At 74.2% G+C, this 18,843-nt stretch carries 18 protein-coding genes; 9 read left to right on the plus strand and 9 right to left on the minus strand.

Annotated features, from left to right (window positions below; all coding sequences use genetic code 11):
• Positions 1-68 precede the first annotated feature (68 nt).
• A complete protein-coding gene (locus BLW86_RS17000) occupies positions 69-605 on the minus strand; it encodes a GlcG/HbpS family heme-binding protein (RefSeq protein WP_093878707.1) in 537 nt (178 codons plus the stop codon).
• A gap of 331 nt (positions 606-936) precedes the next feature.
• Here BLW86_RS17000 and BLW86_RS17005 point away from each other — a divergent pair, with 331 nt between their 5' ends.
• The 3 genes from BLW86_RS17005 (at position 937) to BLW86_RS17015 (ending at position 3,983) form a co-directional block, all read left to right on the plus strand.
• Positions 937-2,052: a sensor histidine kinase gene (locus BLW86_RS17005; RefSeq protein WP_256341679.1), complete on the plus strand. Its 1,116-nt coding sequence runs from the start codon at positions 937-939 to the stop codon at positions 2,050-2,052.
• Positions 2,052-2,672, plus strand: a complete 621-nt coding sequence (locus tag BLW86_RS17010; protein WP_015035223.1) for a response regulator — start codon at positions 2,052-2,054, stop codon at positions 2,670-2,672. The genes BLW86_RS17005 and BLW86_RS17010 overlap by 1 nt, the downstream gene beginning before the upstream one ends.
• Positions 2,673-2,777: 105 nt before the next feature.
• Positions 2,778-3,983, plus strand: coding sequence for an FAD-dependent monooxygenase (locus BLW86_RS17015; protein WP_093874829.1), 1,206 nt, complete (start codon positions 2,778-2,780; stop codon positions 3,981-3,983).
• A 42-nt stretch (positions 3,984-4,025) separates the two neighbouring features.
• Here the strand turns inward: BLW86_RS17015 and BLW86_RS17020 are convergent, their stop codons facing one another.
• Both BLW86_RS17020 and BLW86_RS17025 read right to left on the minus strand, forming a co-directional pair.
• Positions 4,026-4,874, minus strand: coding sequence for an ABC transporter permease subunit (locus tag BLW86_RS17020; protein WP_093874830.1), 849 nt, complete (start codon positions 4,872-4,874; stop codon positions 4,026-4,028).
• Positions 4,874-5,848 (minus strand): ATP-binding cassette domain-containing protein, encoded by a 975-nt coding sequence (locus BLW86_RS17025; protein WP_093874831.1) that lies wholly within the window; start codon positions 5,846-5,848, stop codon positions 4,874-4,876. Before BLW86_RS17025 ends, BLW86_RS17020 begins: the two co-directional genes overlap by 1 nt.
• Positions 5,849-5,980: 132 nt before the next feature.
• On the opposite strand from BLW86_RS17025, the gene BLW86_RS17030 reads away from it, so the two are divergent.
• The 3 genes from BLW86_RS17030 to BLW86_RS17040 all read left to right on the plus strand — a co-directional run bounded on the left by BLW86_RS17030 (position 5,981) and on the right by BLW86_RS17040 (position 8,415).
• On the plus strand, positions 5,981-7,150 hold the full coding sequence (locus tag BLW86_RS17030; RefSeq protein ID WP_093878708.1) for a sensor histidine kinase: 1,170 nt from the start codon (positions 5,981-5,983) through the stop codon (positions 7,148-7,150).
• Positions 7,147-7,803 carry a response regulator gene (locus BLW86_RS17035; RefSeq protein ID WP_093874832.1) on the plus strand — a complete coding sequence of 219 codons (657 nt, stop codon included), beginning with the start codon at positions 7,147-7,149 and terminating at the stop codon, positions 7,801-7,803. The genes BLW86_RS17030 and BLW86_RS17035 overlap by 4 nt, the downstream gene beginning before the upstream one ends.
• A 111-nt stretch (positions 7,804-7,914) precedes the next feature.
• Positions 7,915-8,415 (plus strand): hypothetical protein, encoded by a 501-nt coding sequence (locus BLW86_RS17040; protein WP_093874833.1) that lies wholly within the window; start codon positions 7,915-7,917, stop codon positions 8,413-8,415.
• Positions 8,416-8,571: 156 nt separating this feature from the next.
• On the opposite strand, the gene BLW86_RS17045 is transcribed toward BLW86_RS17040, so the two are convergent.
• A complete protein-coding gene (locus tag BLW86_RS17045; RefSeq protein ID WP_093874834.1) occupies positions 8,572-9,252 on the minus strand; it encodes a pentapeptide repeat-containing protein in 681 nt (226 codons plus the stop codon).
• A 97-nt stretch (positions 9,253-9,349) separates the two neighbouring features.
• On the opposite strand from BLW86_RS17045, the gene BLW86_RS17050 reads away from it, so the two are divergent.
• Positions 9,350-10,522 carry a phytoene desaturase family protein gene (locus BLW86_RS17050; RefSeq protein WP_093874835.1) on the plus strand — a complete coding sequence of 391 codons (1,173 nt, stop codon included), beginning with the start codon at positions 9,350-9,352 and terminating at the stop codon, positions 10,520-10,522.
• Between the two features lie 58 nt (positions 10,523-10,580).
• Positions 10,581-11,585 carry a zinc-binding dehydrogenase gene (locus tag BLW86_RS17055; RefSeq protein ID WP_093874836.1) on the plus strand — a complete coding sequence of 335 codons (1,005 nt, stop codon included), beginning with the start codon at positions 10,581-10,583 and terminating at the stop codon, positions 11,583-11,585.
• A gap of 74 nt (positions 11,586-11,659) precedes the next feature.
• Here BLW86_RS17055 and BLW86_RS17060 read toward each other — a convergent pair whose 3' ends face one another.
• The 3 genes from BLW86_RS17060 to BLW86_RS17070 are packed head-to-tail and all read right to left on the minus strand — an operon-like array spanning position 11,660 to position 13,382.
• Positions 11,660-11,989 carry a hypothetical protein gene (locus BLW86_RS17060; RefSeq protein WP_093874837.1) on the minus strand — a complete coding sequence of 110 codons (330 nt, stop codon included), beginning with the start codon at positions 11,987-11,989 and terminating at the stop codon, positions 11,660-11,662.
• Between the two features lie 9 nt (positions 11,990-11,998).
• Positions 11,999-12,478 (minus strand): GNAT family N-acetyltransferase, encoded by a 480-nt coding sequence (locus BLW86_RS17065; RefSeq protein ID WP_093874838.1) that lies wholly within the window; start codon positions 12,476-12,478, stop codon positions 11,999-12,001.
• Positions 12,479-12,497: 19 nt separating this feature from the next.
• On the minus strand, positions 12,498-13,382 hold the full coding sequence (locus tag BLW86_RS17070; protein ID WP_371129672.1) for an aminoglycoside phosphotransferase family protein: 885 nt from the start codon (positions 13,380-13,382) through the stop codon (positions 12,498-12,500).
• A 112-nt stretch (positions 13,383-13,494) separates the two neighbouring features.
• Between BLW86_RS17070 and BLW86_RS17075 the strand changes: the two genes are divergently transcribed.
• On the plus strand, positions 13,495-14,895 hold the full coding sequence (locus BLW86_RS17075; protein WP_093874840.1) for an NAD(P)/FAD-dependent oxidoreductase: 1,401 nt from the start codon (positions 13,495-13,497) through the stop codon (positions 14,893-14,895).
• A 48-nt stretch (positions 14,896-14,943) separates the two neighbouring features.
• Here BLW86_RS17075 and BLW86_RS17080 read toward each other — a convergent pair whose 3' ends face one another.
• Entirely contained in the window at positions 14,944-17,025 is a 2,082-nt protein-coding gene (locus tag BLW86_RS17080) for a restriction endonuclease (protein ID WP_177181678.1), read from the minus strand.
• A gap of 126 nt (positions 17,026-17,151) precedes the next feature.
• Complete coding sequence (locus BLW86_RS43180; protein WP_256341340.1) at positions 17,152-18,585, minus strand: PA14 domain-containing protein; 1,434 nt, start codon at positions 18,583-18,585, stop codon at positions 17,152-17,154.
• Between the last annotated feature and the right edge of the window lie 258 nt (positions 18,586-18,843).

Here is an 18,843-nt window from a genome sequence, read left to right on the forward strand (position 1 = left end):
AAAGGTCAAAAACGAAAAAGGCGGTGACGCCCGGCGGGGGATCCGGGCGCCACCACCAGCTGGGGGCGTTACTTGGCGAGGGCGGCGACGCCGGCCTGGGCGAACTTCTCGTCGAGGTCGCCCGAGGGCGCGCCGGCGACGCCGATGCCCGCGATCGGGGCGCCCTTGGCGGTGACCGGGGCGCCACCGGCGAGGAAGAGGGTGCCGGGGATGTCCTTCAGGGTCGGCGCGTTGGTGAGGCGGCCCGCGAGGACGGAGGTGGGGGCGTTCCAGGAGACGGCGGTGTACGCCTTCTTCACGGCCGACTCGTAGGACTGCGGGCCCGCGCCGTCGCCGCGCAGGGTGACGAGGGTGTTGCCGTTGCGGTCCACGACCGCGACGGAGACCCGCTGGTTCTCCTGCTCGGCGGCGTCCAGGGTCGCCTGCGCGGCCTTGGTGGCGGCCTCGATGGTCAGGTGCGTCGACGTCTGGAGGTTGCCGTTGTCCGCGTCGGCCATGACGGCGGCGGGAGCGGCGGCCGGGGCCGCGGCGTTCGCGGAGACCACGCCGAAGGTACCGGCGGCGACGACAGCGGCGGCGGTGGCACCGAGGAGGATCTTCTTCATGAGGGACTCCGTAGGGGTGAGGAGGAGAGAGGAGGAGAAGCCTTCGAGGCGGGGGCGCACCGTCGGGTCTCTCGTCCCGCTCGGTCCGTCCTTCGCTCTGCATCGATCCTCCGCCCGGAACCGGCGCCCACCGGTCCACGGTCCGGCTGCCCTCCGCGCGCACACCGGACGACGGGTCCGTCAGCCGATCGGTTGATGCCTCCCTGGTCCCTCCGGGCCACCATGGACGGGGACACCCAGGTCAGACAGGCCCAGGTCAGGACGGCAGGGAGGCGGCACGGTGACCCGGCCCACGGAGCACGACCCGGACGCCCGCTGGCTCGCGCGGGTCATGCACATCGCGTTCTTCCTGCTGCTCGGCGCCTCCCTCGCCCGCTTCCTGCTGCGGCACGAGTGGGAGGCCCGCAGCCCCTGGATCATCGCCCTCACCGGCGCCCTCGCCTCCCTCTACCTCCTCGGCCCGGTGCTCGGCACCCGCACCACCCCGCGCCGGATCGCCTGGCTCGGCACGGTCGTCGCCGTCTGGGTCCTCCTCGTCGTCCTCGCGCCCAGCTTCGCCTGGTGCGCGGTGCCGCTCTTCTACACGGGCCTGCGGACCCTCCCGCCGCGCGCCGCGCTCGGCCTGGTCACCCTGCTCACCGCGTTCGTGGTCTTCGCGCAGGTCCAGCTCTCGCACGGCGGCTGGGACCCGAACCTGATCGTCGCCCCGCCGGCCGTCGCCGCCCTCGCCACCGGCGTCTTCGTCCACTCCGACCGGCAGGCCGCCCGGCAGCGGGCACTCATCGACGACCTGATCCGCACCCGCCGCGAACTCGCCGCGATCGAACGCCGCGAGGGCACCCTCGCGGAGCGCCAGCGGCTGTCCATGGAGATCCACGACACCCTCGCCCAGGGCCTGTCCAGCCAGCAGATGCTGCTCCAGGCCGCCGACCGGCTCTGGGACGGCGACCCGGCCGCCGCCCGCCGGCACGTCCGCACCGCCGAGTCCATCGCCGAACGCAACCTCGCCGAGGCCCGCCGCTTCGTGCAGGACCTCGCCCCCGCCGACCTCGCCGGAGGCGGCGGCCTCGAAGAGGCCCTGCGCGCCCTCGCCGCCCGCGAGTCGGCGGCCTTCCGCGTCGACGGCACCCCGGTGCCACTGCCCGACCGGGCGCAGTCGGCGCTGCTGCGGATCGCGCAGGGCGCCCTCGCCAACATCCGCGAACACGCCGGCGCCGACTCCGCCGCCCTGACCCTCACCTACCTCGACGACCAGGTGGTCCTGGACATCGCCGACGACGGCCGCGGCTTCGACCCGGCGCTCGCGCGCGAGCAGGCCGAACGGGGCCACGGCCTGCCCGCGATGCGGGTGCGCGCCCAGCAGCTCGGTGGCACCCTGACGGTCGAGTCCACCCCGGGCGAGGGCACGGTGCTCTCCGCCGCGATCCCGCTCACCCTGGAGTCCTGATGTCCGTACGGATCCTCCTCTGCGACGATCACGTCGTCGTCCGCGCCGGCCTGCTCGCGCTGCTCGGCAGCACCCCCGACATCGAGGTGGTGGGCGAGGCGGGCAGCGGCGAGGAGGCCGTCGCGATGGCGGCGAAGCTGAAGCCGGACGTCGTCCTGATGGACCTCCAGCTCGGCGCCGGCATCGACGGCGTGGAGGCGACGCGGCGGATCGCGCCCACCGGCGTCCACGTCCTGGTCCTCACCACGTACGACACGGACGCGGACATCACGCGGGCGATCGAGGCGGGCGCGACGGGCTATCTGCTGAAGGCCGAGCGGCCCGAGGAGCTGTTCGCCGCGATCCACTCCGCCGCCCAGGGCCGCACGGCCCTCTCCCCGCCGGTCGCCAGCCGGGTCATGGACCGCATGCGGGGCGCGGCGGGCCCTTCGCTCACCGACCGGGAACGGGACATCCTCGGCCAGCTGGGGCGCGGCCTCGGCAACCGGGAGATCGCGCGGGCGCTGTTCATCAGCGAGGCGACGGTGAAGACGCACCTCGGCCGGATCTACGCCAAGCTCGGCGTCGACACCCGCGCCGGCGCGGTCGCGGTGGCGAAGGAGCGGCGCCTGCTGCCGTAAGCCGTAGGGCTGGACTTGGGTGCCGTTCCCCCGCGCCGGACCGCCCCCACTGCTACGGTGCGTCGTCACTCGACCGCACGGTGTCATGTCTCAGTGGGAGCGCACGTGAAGCTCGCGATCGTCGGCGGCGGACCCGCCGGCCTCTACCTCTCGATCCTGCTGAAGCGGCAGGACCCGTCCCACGACATCGCCGTGTACGAACGGAACCCCGAGGGCTCCACGTACGGCTGGGGCGTCACCTACTGGGCCGGGCTCCTCGACAAGCTGCGCGCCGGCGACCCCGAGTCCGCGGCCGCCGTCGCCGAGGCGTCCGTGACCTGGACCGACGGGGTCGCCATCGTCCGCGACGAGCGGACCGTCCACCGCGGCGACGCGGGCTTCGGCATCGGACGGCGGCGGATGCTCGCGCTGCTCGCCGACCGCGCCGAGGAGCTCGGCGTACGGGTCGAGTTCGAGCACGACATCCCCGGCCCGGACGCGCCCGAACTGGCCGGGGCGGACCTGGTCGTCGCCGCCGACGGCGTCAACAGCGTGCTCCGCGAGGCGCGCGCCGGCCACTTCGGCAGCGAGGTCACCAGCGGCCGCAACCAGTACATCTGGCTCGGCACCACCAAGGTCTTCGACTCCTTCAGCTTCGCCTTCAAGGAGACCGAGCACGGCTGGATCTGGTGCTACGCCTACGGCTTCAGCGGCGAGCGCTCCACCTGTGTCGTCGAGTGCTCCCCGGAGACCTGGACCGGCCTCGGCCTCGACACGCGCGGCGAGGCCGACAGCCTGAACCTCCTGGAGAAGCTCTTCCACGACCTCCTCGACGGGCACGAGCTGATCGGCCGCGAACGCGCCGACGACGCCGCCCAGTGGCTGACCTTCCGCACCCTCACCAACCGGGTCTGGCACCACGGCAACCTCGTCCTCCTCGGCGACGCCGCCCACACCACGCACTACTCGATCGGCGCGGGCACCACCCTGGCCCTGGAGGACGCGCTCGCCCTCGCGGACGCCCTGCGCGCCCCCGGCGACCTGGACGCCGCCCTCACCGCGTACGGGAAGCGGCGGCGCGCCGAACTCGTCTCCGCGCAGAGCGCCGCCCGCTACAGCGCCCAGTGGTACGAGAACCTCCCGCGCTACATGAGCCTGGAGCCGGCCAAGATGTTCGCGCTCCTCGGCCAGCGCCACTCGCCGCTGCTGCCGCACGTCCCGCCGCAGCTGTACTACCGGATCGACCGGGCCGCCGAACAGCTGGAGCCCCTGCGCCGCCTCAAGCGCTGGCTCGGCCCCCGGGTGGCACGAGCGGTGCACGGCCGCCGCTGATCCTCGTACGGTTCACACGGTCGCCGCTGATCCTCGTACGGTTCACACGTCCCGGCGGTGGACGGCCACGAAAGCCACCGCCACGGCGCCCAGCACCCAGGCCGCGTACACCGTCCACGCCCCGCCGGCCGTCCACGGATACTCCACCGGCACCGGCGACACCCCCACCTCCGTGAGCCGCTTCCACGCGCCCTGTGGCAGAGCGTGCAGGAACGTCGCACCCCACCGGTCGCGCTCGCCCATCAGGGCCGGCAGCAGAAGCAGCAGACCGGTCAGGGAGACGATCGTCGTGGCCGTGTGCCGCAGCAGCGCCCCGAGCCCGAAACCGGCGAGCGCGCACACGGGCGCGAGGAGCGCCGACGCGGCGACGGCCCGGAGCACGCCCTCGTCACCGATCGCCATCCCGACGCCCCGGCCGTCGAGCACGGCCTGCGTGGCGGCGAACGAGACCCCGGCGACCACCGTCCCGTACACCAGCATCACGGCGGCGAGGACGAGCGCCTTCGCGGCGACGACGGCCCGGCGGGCGGGGACGGCCGCGAAGGTCGTACGGATCTGGCCGGTGCCGTACTCGCCGACGATCATCAGCGCGCCGATGGAGCCGGTGGCGAGCGTGAACACCATGGCCCCGCCGAGCGTGAACGCGTCGCGCATCGCCCAGATCGGCACGAAGAGCTCCCTGATGCCCTCCGGGTAGTTCGGGTAGTTGCGGTAGTCGGCGAGCGTCGCGTTGAGGTTGACGCCGAGGGCGGCGACCGCGCCGACGACGAAGGCCCAGGGGGTGGAGCGGAGCGACCACAGCTTGATCCACTCGGCGGCGAGGAGATCACGGAACCGGGCCGGCGGGGTCGAACGGGTGGACGGGGGAACAGGCTTCGTGAGGGCGGGCATCAGCGGTACTCCACACTGTCGGCGGTGAGCTCCATGAACGCCTCTTCGAGGGAGGCGGCGTGCGCGGTCAGTCCGGTGAGCGGGACGCCGTGCCGGAAGGCGAGGACGCCGACCCGGTCCGCGTCCATCCCGGTCACGGCGAGCCCCTCTTCCTCCCGCCGTACGGTCGCGCCCTCTGCGGCCAAGGCGTCGGCGAAGCCCGGCGCGGCGGCCGGGTCGGCCGTCCGCACGGTCACGCTCCGGCGGGTGCCGCGCGCGGCGAAGGCGGCCACGCTCTCGGCCGCGATGAGCCGGCCCCGGCCGATGACGACGAGGTCGTCGGCGGTGTGCTCCATCTCGCTCATCAGATGGCTGGAGACGAACACGGTGCGGCCCTCGGCCGCGAGCCGCCGGAACAGTCCCCGCGCCCACAGCACGCCTTCCGGGTCGAGGCCGTTGACCGGCTCGTCGAAGAGCAGCACGGGAGGATCGCCGAGCAGCGCGGCGGCGATCCCCAGGCGCTGCCTCATGCCGAGCGAGTAGCCGCCGATCCGCCGCCCGGCGGCCCCCGCGAGACCGACCTCCTCCAACACCTCGGCGGCCCGGCGGCGCGGGATGCCGTTGGTGCGGGCGAGGGCCGCGAGATGGGCCTCGGCGGTCCGGCCGCCGTGCACGTCCTGCGCATCGAGCAGCGCCCCGACGTCCCGCAGCCCGCGCGGCAGCTCCCGGAACCGCCGCCCGCCGACGGTGGCGGTCCCGGACGTCGGCTCGTTCAGCCCCAGGACCATCCGCAGGGTCGTGGACTTCCCGGCCCCGTTGGGCCCGAGGAAGCCGGTGACGCGGCCGGGTTTCACGGAGAAGGTGAGGTGGTCCACGGCGGGGCGGTCTTCGCGGGCGGGGCTGGCGGCGGGGCGGTTGCGGGCTGTGAGGCGGGCGGCGGGGCGGCGGCGGCCCTGGCGGCCGTAATGCTTGGTCAGTTCGTGGACTTCGATCATGCGACCCACGGTCGCGGGCCCGCACCCCCCGGCACATCGGCTCGGCGGCCACAACCGGGGACCGGGGGTGGCCCGGGGGCGTACGCCCACGGGCCGATGTGCCGGCGGGTGGCCGCGCCTACGATCACGATCATGACCGCCACCCCGACCGCCCGCCCGTCCAGCGCGCGGGTCCCGGCGGCCCTCGCTTGGGGCGCGGCCGTCGCGCACCCCTTCCTGCTCCTCACCGCCGTACGGACCGGCCCGTACCGCTCCACCGAACTGCGGCTCTTCCTCACCGCCGTCGCCGTGGGCCTGACCCTGCCCCTGGCGCGCCGCAACCCGCTCGCGGCGCTCGGACTGCTGCTCACCGGGCTGTTCGCGGCGGCGACCACACGGCCCGACGCCGTGCTCCTCTACCTCCCGGTGCTCGCCGCCGACGCCGTCGTGGGCCGGGTCGCCGCCGCGCGCCCGCTCCGAGTCCTACTGCCCGCCGCCCTCGGCGCGCTCGCCGTGCAGATCGCCGCCGCGACGTACACCACCTCCGGCCAGGACGTCTTCGTCAGCACGATCACGGCCCTCGCGCTCGCCCTGCTCACCGCCGGACTCCTCGGCCGGTCCGTACGCGAACGGCGCAGCCACACGGCGGAGCTGCGCGCCGCGACCACCGCCGAGGCCGTCGCGGCGGAACGGCTCCGGATCGCCCGCGAGCTGCACGACGTCGTCGCCCACAGCATCGGGGTCATCGCCATCCAGGCGGGCGTCGGCCGCCGGGTCATCGAGACCCAGCCCGCCGAGGCGCGCAAAGCGCTCGCCACCATCGAGTCCACCAGCCGGGAGACCCTCGCCGGTCTGCGCCGCACCCTCGGCGCACTGCGGGGCGCCGACGGCCGTCCCGCACCTCGCGACCCGGCGCCCGGCCTCGCCGACCTGGAGCGGCTCGCGGCGGCCACGGCGGACGCGGGGGTACGGGTCGAACTGCGGCACCTCGGCAACCCCGACGCCGCGCTCCCGCCGGAGGTCGACCTCGCCGCGTACCGGATCGTGCAGGAGTCGCTCACGAACGTCGTCCGGCACGCCGCCACCCCGACCTGCCGGGTGACGGTGGAGCGGCGCACCGACACCCTGCTCGTCGAGATCGCCGACGACGGCCGGGGCGCGCCCGGCGGGGACGCCGTGGGCGGGTACGGCCTGGCCGGGATGCGCGAGCGCGCCGCGCTCCTCGGCGGCAGCCTCACGGCGGGCCCGCGTCCCGGAGGCGGCTTCCACGTGACGGCGCTGCTGCCGCTGCCGGCCGGCAGCCAGGAAGGAACCCCGGCATGACCCACACGATCCGCGTCCTCCTCGTCGACGACCAGCCGCTGGTACGGGCGGGCCTGCGCGTCCTGATGGCCGACAGCCCCGACCTCACGGTCGTCGGCGAGGCGGGCACCGGCACGGAGGCGGTCGCGCTGGCCCGCGACCTCGGGCCCGACGTGGTGGTGATGGACGTCCGGATGCCCGGCATGGACGGCATCGAGGCCACCCGGATCGTCACGGCGGGCCCCGGCGCGCCACGGGTCCTCGTCCTCACGACCTTCGACGACGACGCGTACGTGTACGGGGCGCTGCGCTCCGGCGCGAGCGGCTTCCTCGTCAAGGACATGGCCCTCGACGACATCCTCGCCGCGATCCGGGTGGTGGCCGCCGGCGACGCCCTGATCGCGCCGGGCGTGACGCGGCGGCTGATCGAGGAGTTCGCGGCGCGGCCCGAGCCCGCGCGCCGGCCGTCCCGTGGGCCCGACGGGGTCACCGAGCGCGAGCGGGAGGTCCTCACCCTGGTCGGCCGGGGCCTGTCGAACGGCGAGATCGCGGAGCGGCTCCACATCAGCGCGGCCACCGCGAAGGCCCACGTGGCGCGGCTCTTCGCCAAGCTGGACGCGCGCGACCGGGTGCAGCTGGTGATCGTCGCGTACGAGGCGGGTCTGGTGCCGTGACGTGAGGGTGCCGGTCGCCTCGCGTACGGGACGGGCCGGCGGTCCTCGCGTACGGGACGGGCGGTCGCCTCGCGTACGGGAGGAGCCCGGGGCCGTGACACCATCGGTCCCGTGCTCGACATCGGCTACTCCCTCTCGCGTCGCTTCCCCGACCCGCCGCAGACCGACTACCGCCACGCGGACGTCCACGCCCTGCGTCACGACCTGTTCTGCGGGGACGTGTACCTCGCCGACACGGAGACCGACCGCGAGGTGTCCACGGCCTGGGGGTGGGTGCCGGTGCTCGACTTCGCGTGGGCGCTGTGCGACATCGTCGAGCAGCTCGACCAGGACCCGCGCGGCAGCCGCGCCGCACAGCCGCAGTACGCGGAACTCGACTTCACCGAGTCCACGGACCGGATGCTCTTCGAGCGCCGCTTCGGGTGGGTGGACGTCGAGGCCGACTGGATGCCGGGCGACGAGCCGCCGGTCACCTTCAACCACGCGGAGCTGCGGCGCGAGGCGCGGGACTTTCTGCACGACCTGATCGCGGACCTCACGGACATGCACGAGGGCCTGGCGGACAACCCCGCCATCTGGACCCTCCAGTCCCGCTTCCCGCGGGTGCCGTAGCCCGCCGTGCGGGCCCCCGTGTGGGCATGCGTTCCGCTGGGGCGGAACGACTGCCCACAACGAGGCCCGGCGGGGCGACGCCCCAGCGGAACGGCCGCCCACAACGGGCGGCACCGCCCCGGCGGGGGGGCCGCCCACAACGGGGGTGGCCAGGGCTCACCCCTCCACCCGCACCCCCAACCGCGCCGCCAGCACCGGCGCCAGGTCCAGGAGTTGCGCCGCGGAGATCACCGCGCCCGACAGGGACTCCACGCCCCGCGCGATCCCAAGGCGCTGCACCCCGCGCAGGTCCACGTCCGTGAGACGCGCCCCCGTGAAGTCCACGCCCGTGAGCACGCAGTCCACGAACTCGACCCGCTCCAGGACCGCGCCCCCGAAGTCCGGCTCGCTCAGCACGCATCCCTCGAAGACGACGTCCTTCAGCTTCGCCGCCCGCAGGTTGAGGTAGTCGCTCTTGCCGCCCCGGACGACGACCCTCTCCAGGACCGCCCCGTGCAGCTGCGCCCCGCCGAGCCGTGCCTCCACGAGTTCCACGTCCCGCAGCTGCGCCCCGGCGAGTTCGGTGCCCACTCCCCGTACCCCCGTCAGCACGGAGTCGAGGAACCGCGCCCCCGTCAGCCGCGTGCCGTCGAGCCCGCACTCGCGCAGCGCGCAGTCCAGGAAGCGGGCCCCTTCGCCCGACTGGCCCGTCAGGTCGAGCCCGGCCAGTTCGAGGCTGTCGTAGTCCCCGTCCGGTTCGAGCCCGCCCCCGTACGCCTCCAGGGGCGGCAGCCGGACCTCCGGCCGTCGCGCCCCCGCCACCTTCTTCCGCCGGTTCCGATCCGTACTCGTCGCCATGAACCCATCGTGACGTACGCCACTGACAGCGCCCCGATGTCACATCCGCGGCCCCTCCCGCCGTCCCCCGTGTGAGACCGACACCAGGGAGACGGACATGCGGAAGCTCACGATCATCGGCGGCGGCTTCGCCGGACTGACCGCCGCCATCACGGCCGCCGAGGCCGGCACCAAGGTGACCGTCCACGAGGCGCACCGGACGCTCGGCGGCCGGGCGCGCACCGCCGACGGCCCGTACCGGACCAACGAGGGCCCGCACGCGCTCTACAACGGCGGCCCCCACTGGACCTGGCTCAAGCAGCGGGGCCTCCTCGGCGCCCTCGCCTCGCTGCCGCCCGCCGAGGCCGTCCGGTTCCGCGTCCACCGTGACGGGGCCCTGCGCCGCACCCCGCCGCTCGGCCTGTTGCGCCAGGCCCGCCGTACGGCCGAACAGGCCCCCGCCGACCTCGACTTCCGCACCTGGGTCACGGGGCTCGCGGGCGAGCGCACCGCGCGCGTGGCCGCCGCGTACAGCGCGGTCGCGCTCTTCCACCACGACCCCGGCTCGCTCTCCGCCCGCTTCGTGCAGGAGCGGCTGCACCGGTCCACCTGCCTGCCGCCGGAGGCCCACTACCTCCGAGGCGGCTGGGGGCAGCTCATCGAGCGGATGGCCGCGCGCGCGTGGGACCTGGGGGTGCGGATCGAGACCTCGTCCCGCGTCGACGCCTTGCCGCTCGGCGACGGGCCTGTGATCGTCGCGACCGCCCTGCCCGCCGCCGCCCGGCTCCTCGGCGACCCGTCGCTGACCTGGGAGAGCGGCCGCACGGTCCTGTTCGACCTGGCGCTGCGCACCCGCAAGGGCGACCCGTTCGTGATCTCCGACCTGGACGCGCCCGGCTGGATCGAGCGGTACACGGCACAGGACCCCTCGCTGGCCCCGGCCGGGCAGCAGCTGATCCAAGCGCAGTTGCCGATCGGCCCCGACGCGTCGAAGGCCGACGGTGTCGCCCACGCCGAGCGGCTCCTCGACCTCGGCTTCCCCGGCTGGCGGGAGCGGACGGTGTGGCGGCGGGAGTCCGTCTCCCAGGGCCGTACGGGCGCGGTGGACCGTCCGGGCACGACCTGGCGCGACCGGCCGGCCGTCGACCGGGGCGACGGGGTGTACCTGGTGGGCGACCAGGTCGCGGCGCCGGGCGTGCTGTCGGAGGTGTCGTTCACGAGCGCGGTCGAGGCGGTGTCGCTGGCCCTGCGCGCACAGCACCTGGACCGTCTTGACCTCAAGCGCGCTTGAGGTCGGAGGCTTGCCGCGTAACGACAGCCACCCGCCCGTACGACGACAGGGGAACGTCATGCACGCCATCCGCCTCCACGCCTTCGGCCCCGCCGAGAACCTCACCTACGAGGAGACGCCCGACCCCGTGCCGGGCCCCGGCCAGGTCCGCGTCCGGGTCGCGGCGGCTGGCGTGCACCTCCTCGACACCGCCCTGCGCGAGGGCGCCACGGGCCCCTTCCCCGCTCCCGCCGAGCTCCCCACGATCCCCGGCCGCGAGGTCGCCGGCACCGTCGACGCCCTCGGCGAGGGCACCGACCCCGCCTGGCTCGGCCGGCGGGTCGTCGCCCACCTCGGCATGAACCCCGGCGGCTACGCCGAACTCGCCGTCACCGACGCCGCCCGCCTGCACGCCCTGCCCGACCACCTCGGCGAGGCGGAGGCCGTCGCCATGATCGGCACCGGCCGCACGACCCTGGGCATCCTGGGGTTCACCGACCTCGGCCCCGACTCGGTCGCGATCGTCCCGGCCGCCGCCGGCGGCATCGGCACCCTGCTCGTCCAGTACGCCAAGAACGCCGGCGCCACCGTCGTCGGCCTCGCCGGCGGCCCCGCGAAGGTCGCCCTCGTCGAGGCGAACGGCGCCGACCTGGCCGTCGACTACAAGCGGCCCGACTGGCCGGAGAAGGTCCGCGCGTACCTGGCCTCCGTGCACCGCGCCGCGACCGTCGTCTTCGACTCGGTCGGCGGCGACACCGGCCGCGCCGCCGTCGACCTGCTCGGCAAGGGCGGACAGCACCTGGTCTTCGGCTGGTCCGGAGCCGGACTCCACGACGGCGAACCGCTCGCCTTCACCGAGGAGGAGCTCACCGCCCGCGGGATCACCTCGGAGTCCGTCCTCGGCCCCGTCATGATCCAGAAGGCGGGCGGCGACATCCGTACGCTCGAACTCGCCGCCCTCGACGCCGCGGCCGCCGGCACGCTGCGCCCGGCGGTCCACCGCTTCCCCCTCGCGCGGGCGGCGGAGGCCCACCGCGCCCTGGAGAACCGGGGCACGACGGGCAAGGTGGTCCTCATCCCCTGAGGACCCTGAGAACCCCGAGGACCCGGCGGACCCTGAGGACCCGAGGACCCCGAGGACCCTCGGGGCCCCGACGATCAGACCCCCAGCACGTCCCAGGAGTGCGCCTTGAACTCCTTCGTGAAGTCGGGGTGGTCCTCCCACATCCGGGCGATGGAGCGCAGCACGTCCCAGTTGTGCTCCAGGGCCTGGTCGACGACCTGCCGCAGCTCCGGCGCCGTCTCCCGCTTCTCCACGAGCCCGTTCACCGCCGCCGCGGCCTGCACGGTGTAGCGCAGGGCCCGCAGCGCCCGCGACGTGTCGTCCATGCCGAACCCGTGGTCGCTGCCGTTGGCGGGGTCGAAGAGGGGCGTCAGCCGGGCCTCGATGAAGCCGGTGATCCGCTGGAACCGCTGCTCAATGTCCATGCCCCTTTCCTACACCGTCGCTCCACCCAGCTCCGCCAGGGCCCCGTCCGTCAGCCGGTAGACCGTCCACTCGTCCTGCGGACGGGCGCCCAGGGACTCGTAGAAGTCGATCGAGGGCCGGTTCCAGTTCAGTACGGACCACTCCAGGCGCTCGTAGCCGCGCTCGACGCAGATGCGGGCCAGTTCGCGCAGCAGGGCCTTGCCGTGGCCGCCGCCCCGGGCCTCCGGGCGGACGTACAGGTCCTCCAGGTAGATGCCGTGGACTCCGCGCCAGGTCGAGAAGTTGAGGAACCAGAGCGCGAAGCCCACCGCCTCGCCCGTCTCCGTCTCGGCGATGTGCGCGAAGGCGGCGGGACGCTCGCCGAACAGGGCCTCGTGGAGCTGCTCGGGGGTCGTACGGACCTCGTCGAGGGCCTTCTCGTACGCGGCGAGGTCGCGGATCAGGGCGTGGACGACGGGCACGTCGGCAGGCGTGGCTGTACGGATCATGCCCCCAGCCTGCCCCGTGTCAGGCCCTCCTGGCCAGCAGGATCCGCGCGGCGGCCACCTGCTCGCGGGCGAGCACGGGCTCCCCGTCCTCGACGTCCCAGAGCCCGTTCTGAAGCACCCGGCCCAGCGTCCAGGCGACTGCGCGCCGCCGGTCCCCGACGACCTCGGCGAGCAGGTCGAACCCCCACAGGAAGCCGTCGGGATCGAAACGGTCCATCAGCGCGGGAAGCAGCTCGAAGCCCGGGTCCCCGGCAAGGGGCTTGGGGTCGATCGCCAGCCAGGGTTCCCGCTCGCCCGCCAGGACGTTCCCGAAGTGCAGGTCCCAGTGGAGCAGCCGGTCCCCCGGCTCGCCCGCCACCTCCCGTACGGCCGCGGCGCAGTCCCGCAGCAAGGCGGCGTCGTCCGCGCCGAGCCGCGCGGCGGCCGCAGGCACCTCGGCGAGCATCCCGGCGGCGATGTCGCCGAGCGTCCGGAGTCCTTCCGGCGCGGGGACGGCGACGAGCCGGGCGAGAAGGCCGGCGAGGATCCCGAGGGCCTCGCGGGTGTCCGTGACCGTGGACAACGGCCGGTCCTCGTCGAGCCGTTCGAGGAGCATGGTGCCGGTCGCGGCGTCGTGATCGAGCAACCGCACCACGCCGTCCCCGTCCCAGACGCGCAGCCCGAGGGGCTCCCCCTCCGTCTCGTCGTCGAGGAGCTGCATCTTCAGAGCGGCGCGCGCACCGTCGGCGACCCGCTCCACGGGCAGCACGAGCGAGGCCATCCCGTGCATCGAGGGCCCGGTGATCCGCAGCCCCCACCGCCCGAGAAACTCCTCGGCCCGCTCGGGCAGCCCGTCGACGAACGCCCGTCCGGCCTCGCCGTTGTACTTCGCCTGGGACTGGGCCAATTCCTCCGGTACGTGCATCACGCGGCGAGCGTAGTGACCGGCTCGCGCCCGGCGCCTCCGGTTTTTCCCCGTATCCACAGACCCCTGGCCAGGGGTAATCTCCGGCCACGCATCCGGAAGAGGGATAGAGATGAGCACGGTCAACGGCACCGTCAACGGCGGAATATCGTTCTGGTACGCGCAGGAGGGCGCCCCCGCTCCCCGCGAACCGCTCCCCGGCGACACCGGCGCCGACGTCTGCATCGTCGGCGGCGGATACACGGGACTGTGGACCGCCTACTACCTCAAGAAGGCCGTTCCCTTCCTCAACATCACCGTCCTCGAAGCCAGGTTCTGCGGCTACGGCGCCTCCGGCCGCAACGGCGGCTGGCTCTACAACGGCATCGCCGGCCGCGACCGCTACGCCGGGCTCCACGGCCACGAGGCCGCCGTCCGCCTCCAGCAGGCCATGAACGCCACCGTCACCGAGGTCCTGGACGTCTGCGACGCCGAGAAGATCGACGCCGACCAGCACCGCGGCGGCGTCCTGGAGGTGGCCCTCTCCCCCGCCCAGCTCGCCCGCCTCAAGGCCTTCCACGCCGCCGAGCTCGCCTTCGGCGAGACCGACCGCGAGCTCTACGGCGCCCGCGAGACCGCCGAACGCGTCCGCGTCGCCGGAGCCGTCGGCTCCTCCTGGACCCCGCACGGCGCCCGCCTCCACCCGGTCAAGCTCGTCCAGGGCCTCGCCGCGGCCGTCGAGGCGCTCGGCGTCACGATCCACGAGTCGACCCCCGTCACCGAGATCAAGCCGAAGCACGCGATCACCCCGTACGGCACCGTCCGCGCCCCGTACGTCCTGCGCTGCACCGAGGGCTTCACCGCCTCCCTCGCCGGCCAGCGCCGCACCTGGCTCCCCATGAACTCCTCGATGATCGCCACCGAGCCCCTCACCGACGCCCAGTGGGAGTCCATCGGCTGGGGCGGCCGCGAGACCCTCGGCGACATGGCCCACGCCTACATGTACGCCCAGCGCACCGCCGACGGCCGCATCGCGCTCGGCGGCCGGGGCGTCCCGTACCGCTTCGGCTCGAAGACCGACAACGACGGCCGTACCCAGCCGGAGACCATCGACGCCCTCCGCGAGATCCTGATCCGCTTCTTCCCGCAGCTCGCCGGCGTACGGATCGACCACGCCTGGTCCGGCGTCCTCGGCGTCCCCCGCGACTGGTGCGCCACCGTCACCCTCGACCGCTCCACCGGCCTCGGCTGGGCCGGCGGCTACGTCGGCTCCGGCGTCGCCACCGCCAACCTCGCGGCCCGCACCCTCCGCGACCTGATCCAGCAGGACTCGGGCCAGTCGGGCCCCACCGACCTCACGGCCCTCCCCTGGGTCGACCACAAGGTCCGCAAGTGGGAGCCGGAACCCCTGCGCTGGCTCGGCGTCCAGACCATGTACGCCGCCTTCCGGGGCGCCGACCGCCGCGAGGCCGCCGGCCACACGGCGGAGACGGACCGCGTGGCGATCCTGGCGAACCGCCTGAGCGGCCGCTGAGAGACGCGTCGGGGGGAGGGCGCGCACCGCGCCCTCCCCCCGACGGGGCTACTCCACCTCGATCCCGAAGTCCCCCACGAGCTCCTCGAGCCCGCCCCGGTACCCCTTCCCGCCGAGGACGAAGTCCCAGTTCCCGCCGGACCGCCGCCGGAACGACCCGAGGACGAGCGCCTTCTCCCCCGGCCGCCCGTCGGACACCTCCAGCCGGTCGAGCTCGGCGCCCGCGTCGTCCCGCAGCCGTATCCCGGCCTCCGTGAACCCGCCCAGATCCGCGTCGGGGTTCACCTCCGGGTCCACGGCCGCCACCAGGACCAGCCGGTCCGCCCGCGCGGGCAGCGCGTCGAAGCCGACCCGCACGGCCGCGCGGTCACCGGGTGCGGCCGCCACCACGGCGACCGAACCGTCGGGCGTCGCGGGGTTGTTGAAGAACACGAACCACTCGTCGCCGAGGACCCGGTTCCCGGCGCAGACCAGCGCGCAGACGTCGAGGGCGGCGGACCCCGACCACACCATCCCGAGCAGGTTGAAGTCCTCGGCGGCCTCGGCGGGAGCGGACACGGGCGCCGCCGCCCGGGCGGGCCCGCCCAGCCGGCCCCGCAGGCCGTGCTGGTGCAGCAGGTCCACCAGCTCGGTCCCCGAGATCAGGGTCAGCGGCTTGCCGTTGGCGAAGGTGTACGAACCGGGCCCGAACTTCGACGTCGTGACGAGGACGCCCTTGTTGGCCCCCTTGTCCTGCACGGTCCCGAACAGATCCCGTACGGCGCTCGGCGGCACGGTGTTCCGGTACCGCTTCACCTGCACGACGATCGACCCGCCGCTGATCGGATCGGGATCCAGCGCCTCCACGTCGACCCCGCCGTCACCCGACCGCTGGGTCGTCACCGCCTGGAGCCCCCGGGCCCGAAACAGCTCGGCCACGAGCCCCTCGAAGGCGATCGGATCCATGGCCAGCAGGTCCGGCTCCTCCCCGTCGCCCTGGAACACCACGTCCGACCCGACCTGGCCCGGCACCCTCAGCGGCTCCACCGCCGCCCGCTCGTCGGGCTTCGCCGACAGACGGCCCCCGAGCGCCCCCGTCAGGCACTCCACGGCCCCCACCAGCTCCAGGTTCAGCCGCTCGAAGGCCTGCCGTTCCACGACCACGGACGCCACGCACACCCGCGCGTCCAGGCCCGTCGCCGGGTCCACCCCGTTCACGTACCCGTTCAGGACCACCCCGTCGAGCGCCCCGAAGCGGTCCGCGGCGAACAGCTCCCGCACCGCGAGCAGCACGCTCTGCGCCAGCACGTCCCGGTACAGCGCCCGCCGCTGCGTCACCGGCCGGGGTACCTCCTTCTCCTGGTCGGTGCTCGGCAGGTACTTGACGCCCTTGGCCTCCGGCACGACCTCGTACCCGGGCAGGCCCCAGTCGAGGACGAGCCCGCGCCCGGCCCGGTCGTAGGCGGCCGACACCTCACGGGGAAACCCCTCGGGCCAGGCGGTCGACGCGAACAGCACGGCGGAGAAGTACTCGACGACCGTGTCGGCCTCCCCGCTCCGCAGGGCCGCGCCGGTCCCGTCGATCCCGCTGTTGTGGGCGCGTATCTCCGCGATACGGGCAGCCGCCCAGACGTCGTACTCCCGTCGGTACGCGGCGAGTTGCTCGACCCTCCGCGCCTCGGCGGCCTGCGCCGCGTACCAGTCGCGCTCGAACCGGGCCCGCGCGTCCCGCTCGGCCTGGGCGCGCCCGGAGGGCGTCCAGGAGGCCTGCGGCCGGTAGAAGCGCTGGTCGGGCATGGCGACGGGTTCGGCGAGCGGGCCCGGCGAGAAGGGGTCGACGTCCTCGGCGCGGCGCAGGGACTCCACGGAGAAGGCGGGCGCGCGGCAGCCGGCCGCGAGCAGCCCCTCGAGGAGGGCGACCCGCTCCTCCAACTCGCGGGTGCGCCGCAGGGCGTCGGCGTCCCGCTGCTGCCGATAGGCGGCCCGCTGCTCCCGCTGCGTCCGGGCGACGTCCCGCTCGTACGCCCGCTGCGCCCGCTCGGCGTCCCGCTGCTGCCGCAGCACCGCCTGGTGCTGCCCTTCCCGCTGCCTCTGCGCCACCCGCTGCTGCTCGGCCCACACCCCGATCAGCCCACCGGAACGCCGACTCATCCGCGCACCCCTCCCACGACCCCGACCACTGCACGCCCCCGTGTCGCACAAGTGTCCCTGACGGCGGCGGGCCGGGGCACGAGAACGCCGGAGTGCTCCCGGCGCCGTGCCCCGGCCCGTCGGGTGTCAGCCGAGCGGCAGCGTCGCGGTCCGGCTCTCGCTGTCCGGGGAGTGGTTCCCGGCCTCGTCGTAGGTGCGGGCCCGGTACTCGTAGGCGACGCCGTCGGCGGCCTGCGGGGCGCAGACGGTGACCTTGGCCGGGTCGAGGCGCGGGTCGTACTCCTTGTGCAGGACGACCGACCAGGTGGACGCCCCCGCGGCGCGGCGCACGATCTCGAAGCCGGAGAAGTCGCGGATGGGGGCGGGGGTCCAGTCGGTGGCGGTGGCCTGCACGCCGCCCGCGCAGGAGCCCAGGGTCAGGTCCGGGGCGGAGGCGGGGGCGATGCCGTCGGGGATCTCGAGCCACAGCTCGTTGAGCGCGTTGGCGTCGAGCCAGTTCGGGTTGAGCGTGGTGGTGCCGCCGTCGTTGGTGACGAGGACGCGGTAGTGACGGGTCTCGCCGTCGGCGGCGATGGGGGCGGTGGTCCAGGTGTTGCCCTTGGTGGTGCCGAGGGGGACCCAGACGTAGGAGCCGTCGACCATGTCGTTGCTCAGGACCGTGTAGTGGTCGAAGTGCGGCTCGGTGTTGAGGGGCCACTTCAGGGTGACCTTGCGGGTCGCCTTGTCGAAGGTGCCGGTCAGGGAGGTGACGACGGGCAGCGGCCGCACGATGACGTCCGCGCTGCCGGCCGAGGTGTGGCCCGCCTTGTCCCGGGCGCGCACCTCGTAGTAGTAGGGCGTGCGGTCGTCGGGGTTCACCAGGGGGTCGGTGAAGCTGCGCGCGGTGGTGGAGGCGGTGACGGTCGTCCAGGTGCTGGCCCCGACGGCCCGCCGGTGCAGGGAGTATCCGGCGAGGTCCATCTCCTTGTTGCCCGCCCAGGAGACGGTCGTCCGGCGGGAGGTGGTGTTGTAGGCGGTCGCCACGCCGGTGGGGGCGAGCGGCTTCACCGTGTCGTACGCGGCCGAGGTCCGGGGCGCGTAGGCGAAGTTGACCTTGGCGGCGCCGCTCCAGTTCGCGTAGTCGACGCGGACGGTGTGCCGGCCGGAGGGCACGGTGAGGTTGACGCTCCGGGAGCGCGCGGTGTCCCCGGTGTTCGCCCACAGGTCGATCTTGCGGACGCCGTCCAGGTAGACGCGGGCCCCGTCGGTGGCGGACACGGCGAAGGTGAAGGGCCCGCCGGAGCCGAAGTCGCGGGACACCCACCAGCGGACACCGAAATTGTTCGCGGCCACGCCGGTGGCCGGACTGCCCGCCCAGCTCTCGGCGACGGCGGCGTCGCAGTCGGTCTTCACGGGCGTCCCGGAGAACGAGGTGTTGTTGTAGAACGTTCGCAGGGGGACGTTGGTGGGGCAGACGACACCGGCGGCGGCCGCCTGCGGGGCGACGACCACCAGACCGCCGAGGACGGCGGCGGACATGACGCCACCGCCGAGGGCGGCGACGAGACTCTTCGAGGACACGGGGACCCTTCACACAGGACAGAGGAAACGCTCGGCACGAAGACTCCCGACCCACCCCGAAGGTTGCCCACGACCTGCAGCGCCCCCACCCCCACGGAAGACCCGCCCACGCGGTGGCCCCCACCCCCCCCACGGAAGGCCCCGCCCACGCGGAAGGGCCGGCGCCGGGGATCTTCCCCCTGCGCTGGCCCTTTCCGTTGAGCCCCCTGTCGGGTTCGAACCGACGACCCCCGCTTTACAAGAGCGGGAAGGCGGATG

It is taken from the genome of Streptomyces sp. TLI_105, assembly GCF_900105415.1.
In the GTDB taxonomy this organism is placed as follows: domain Bacteria; phylum Actinomycetota; class Actinomycetes; order Streptomycetales; family Streptomycetaceae; genus Streptomyces.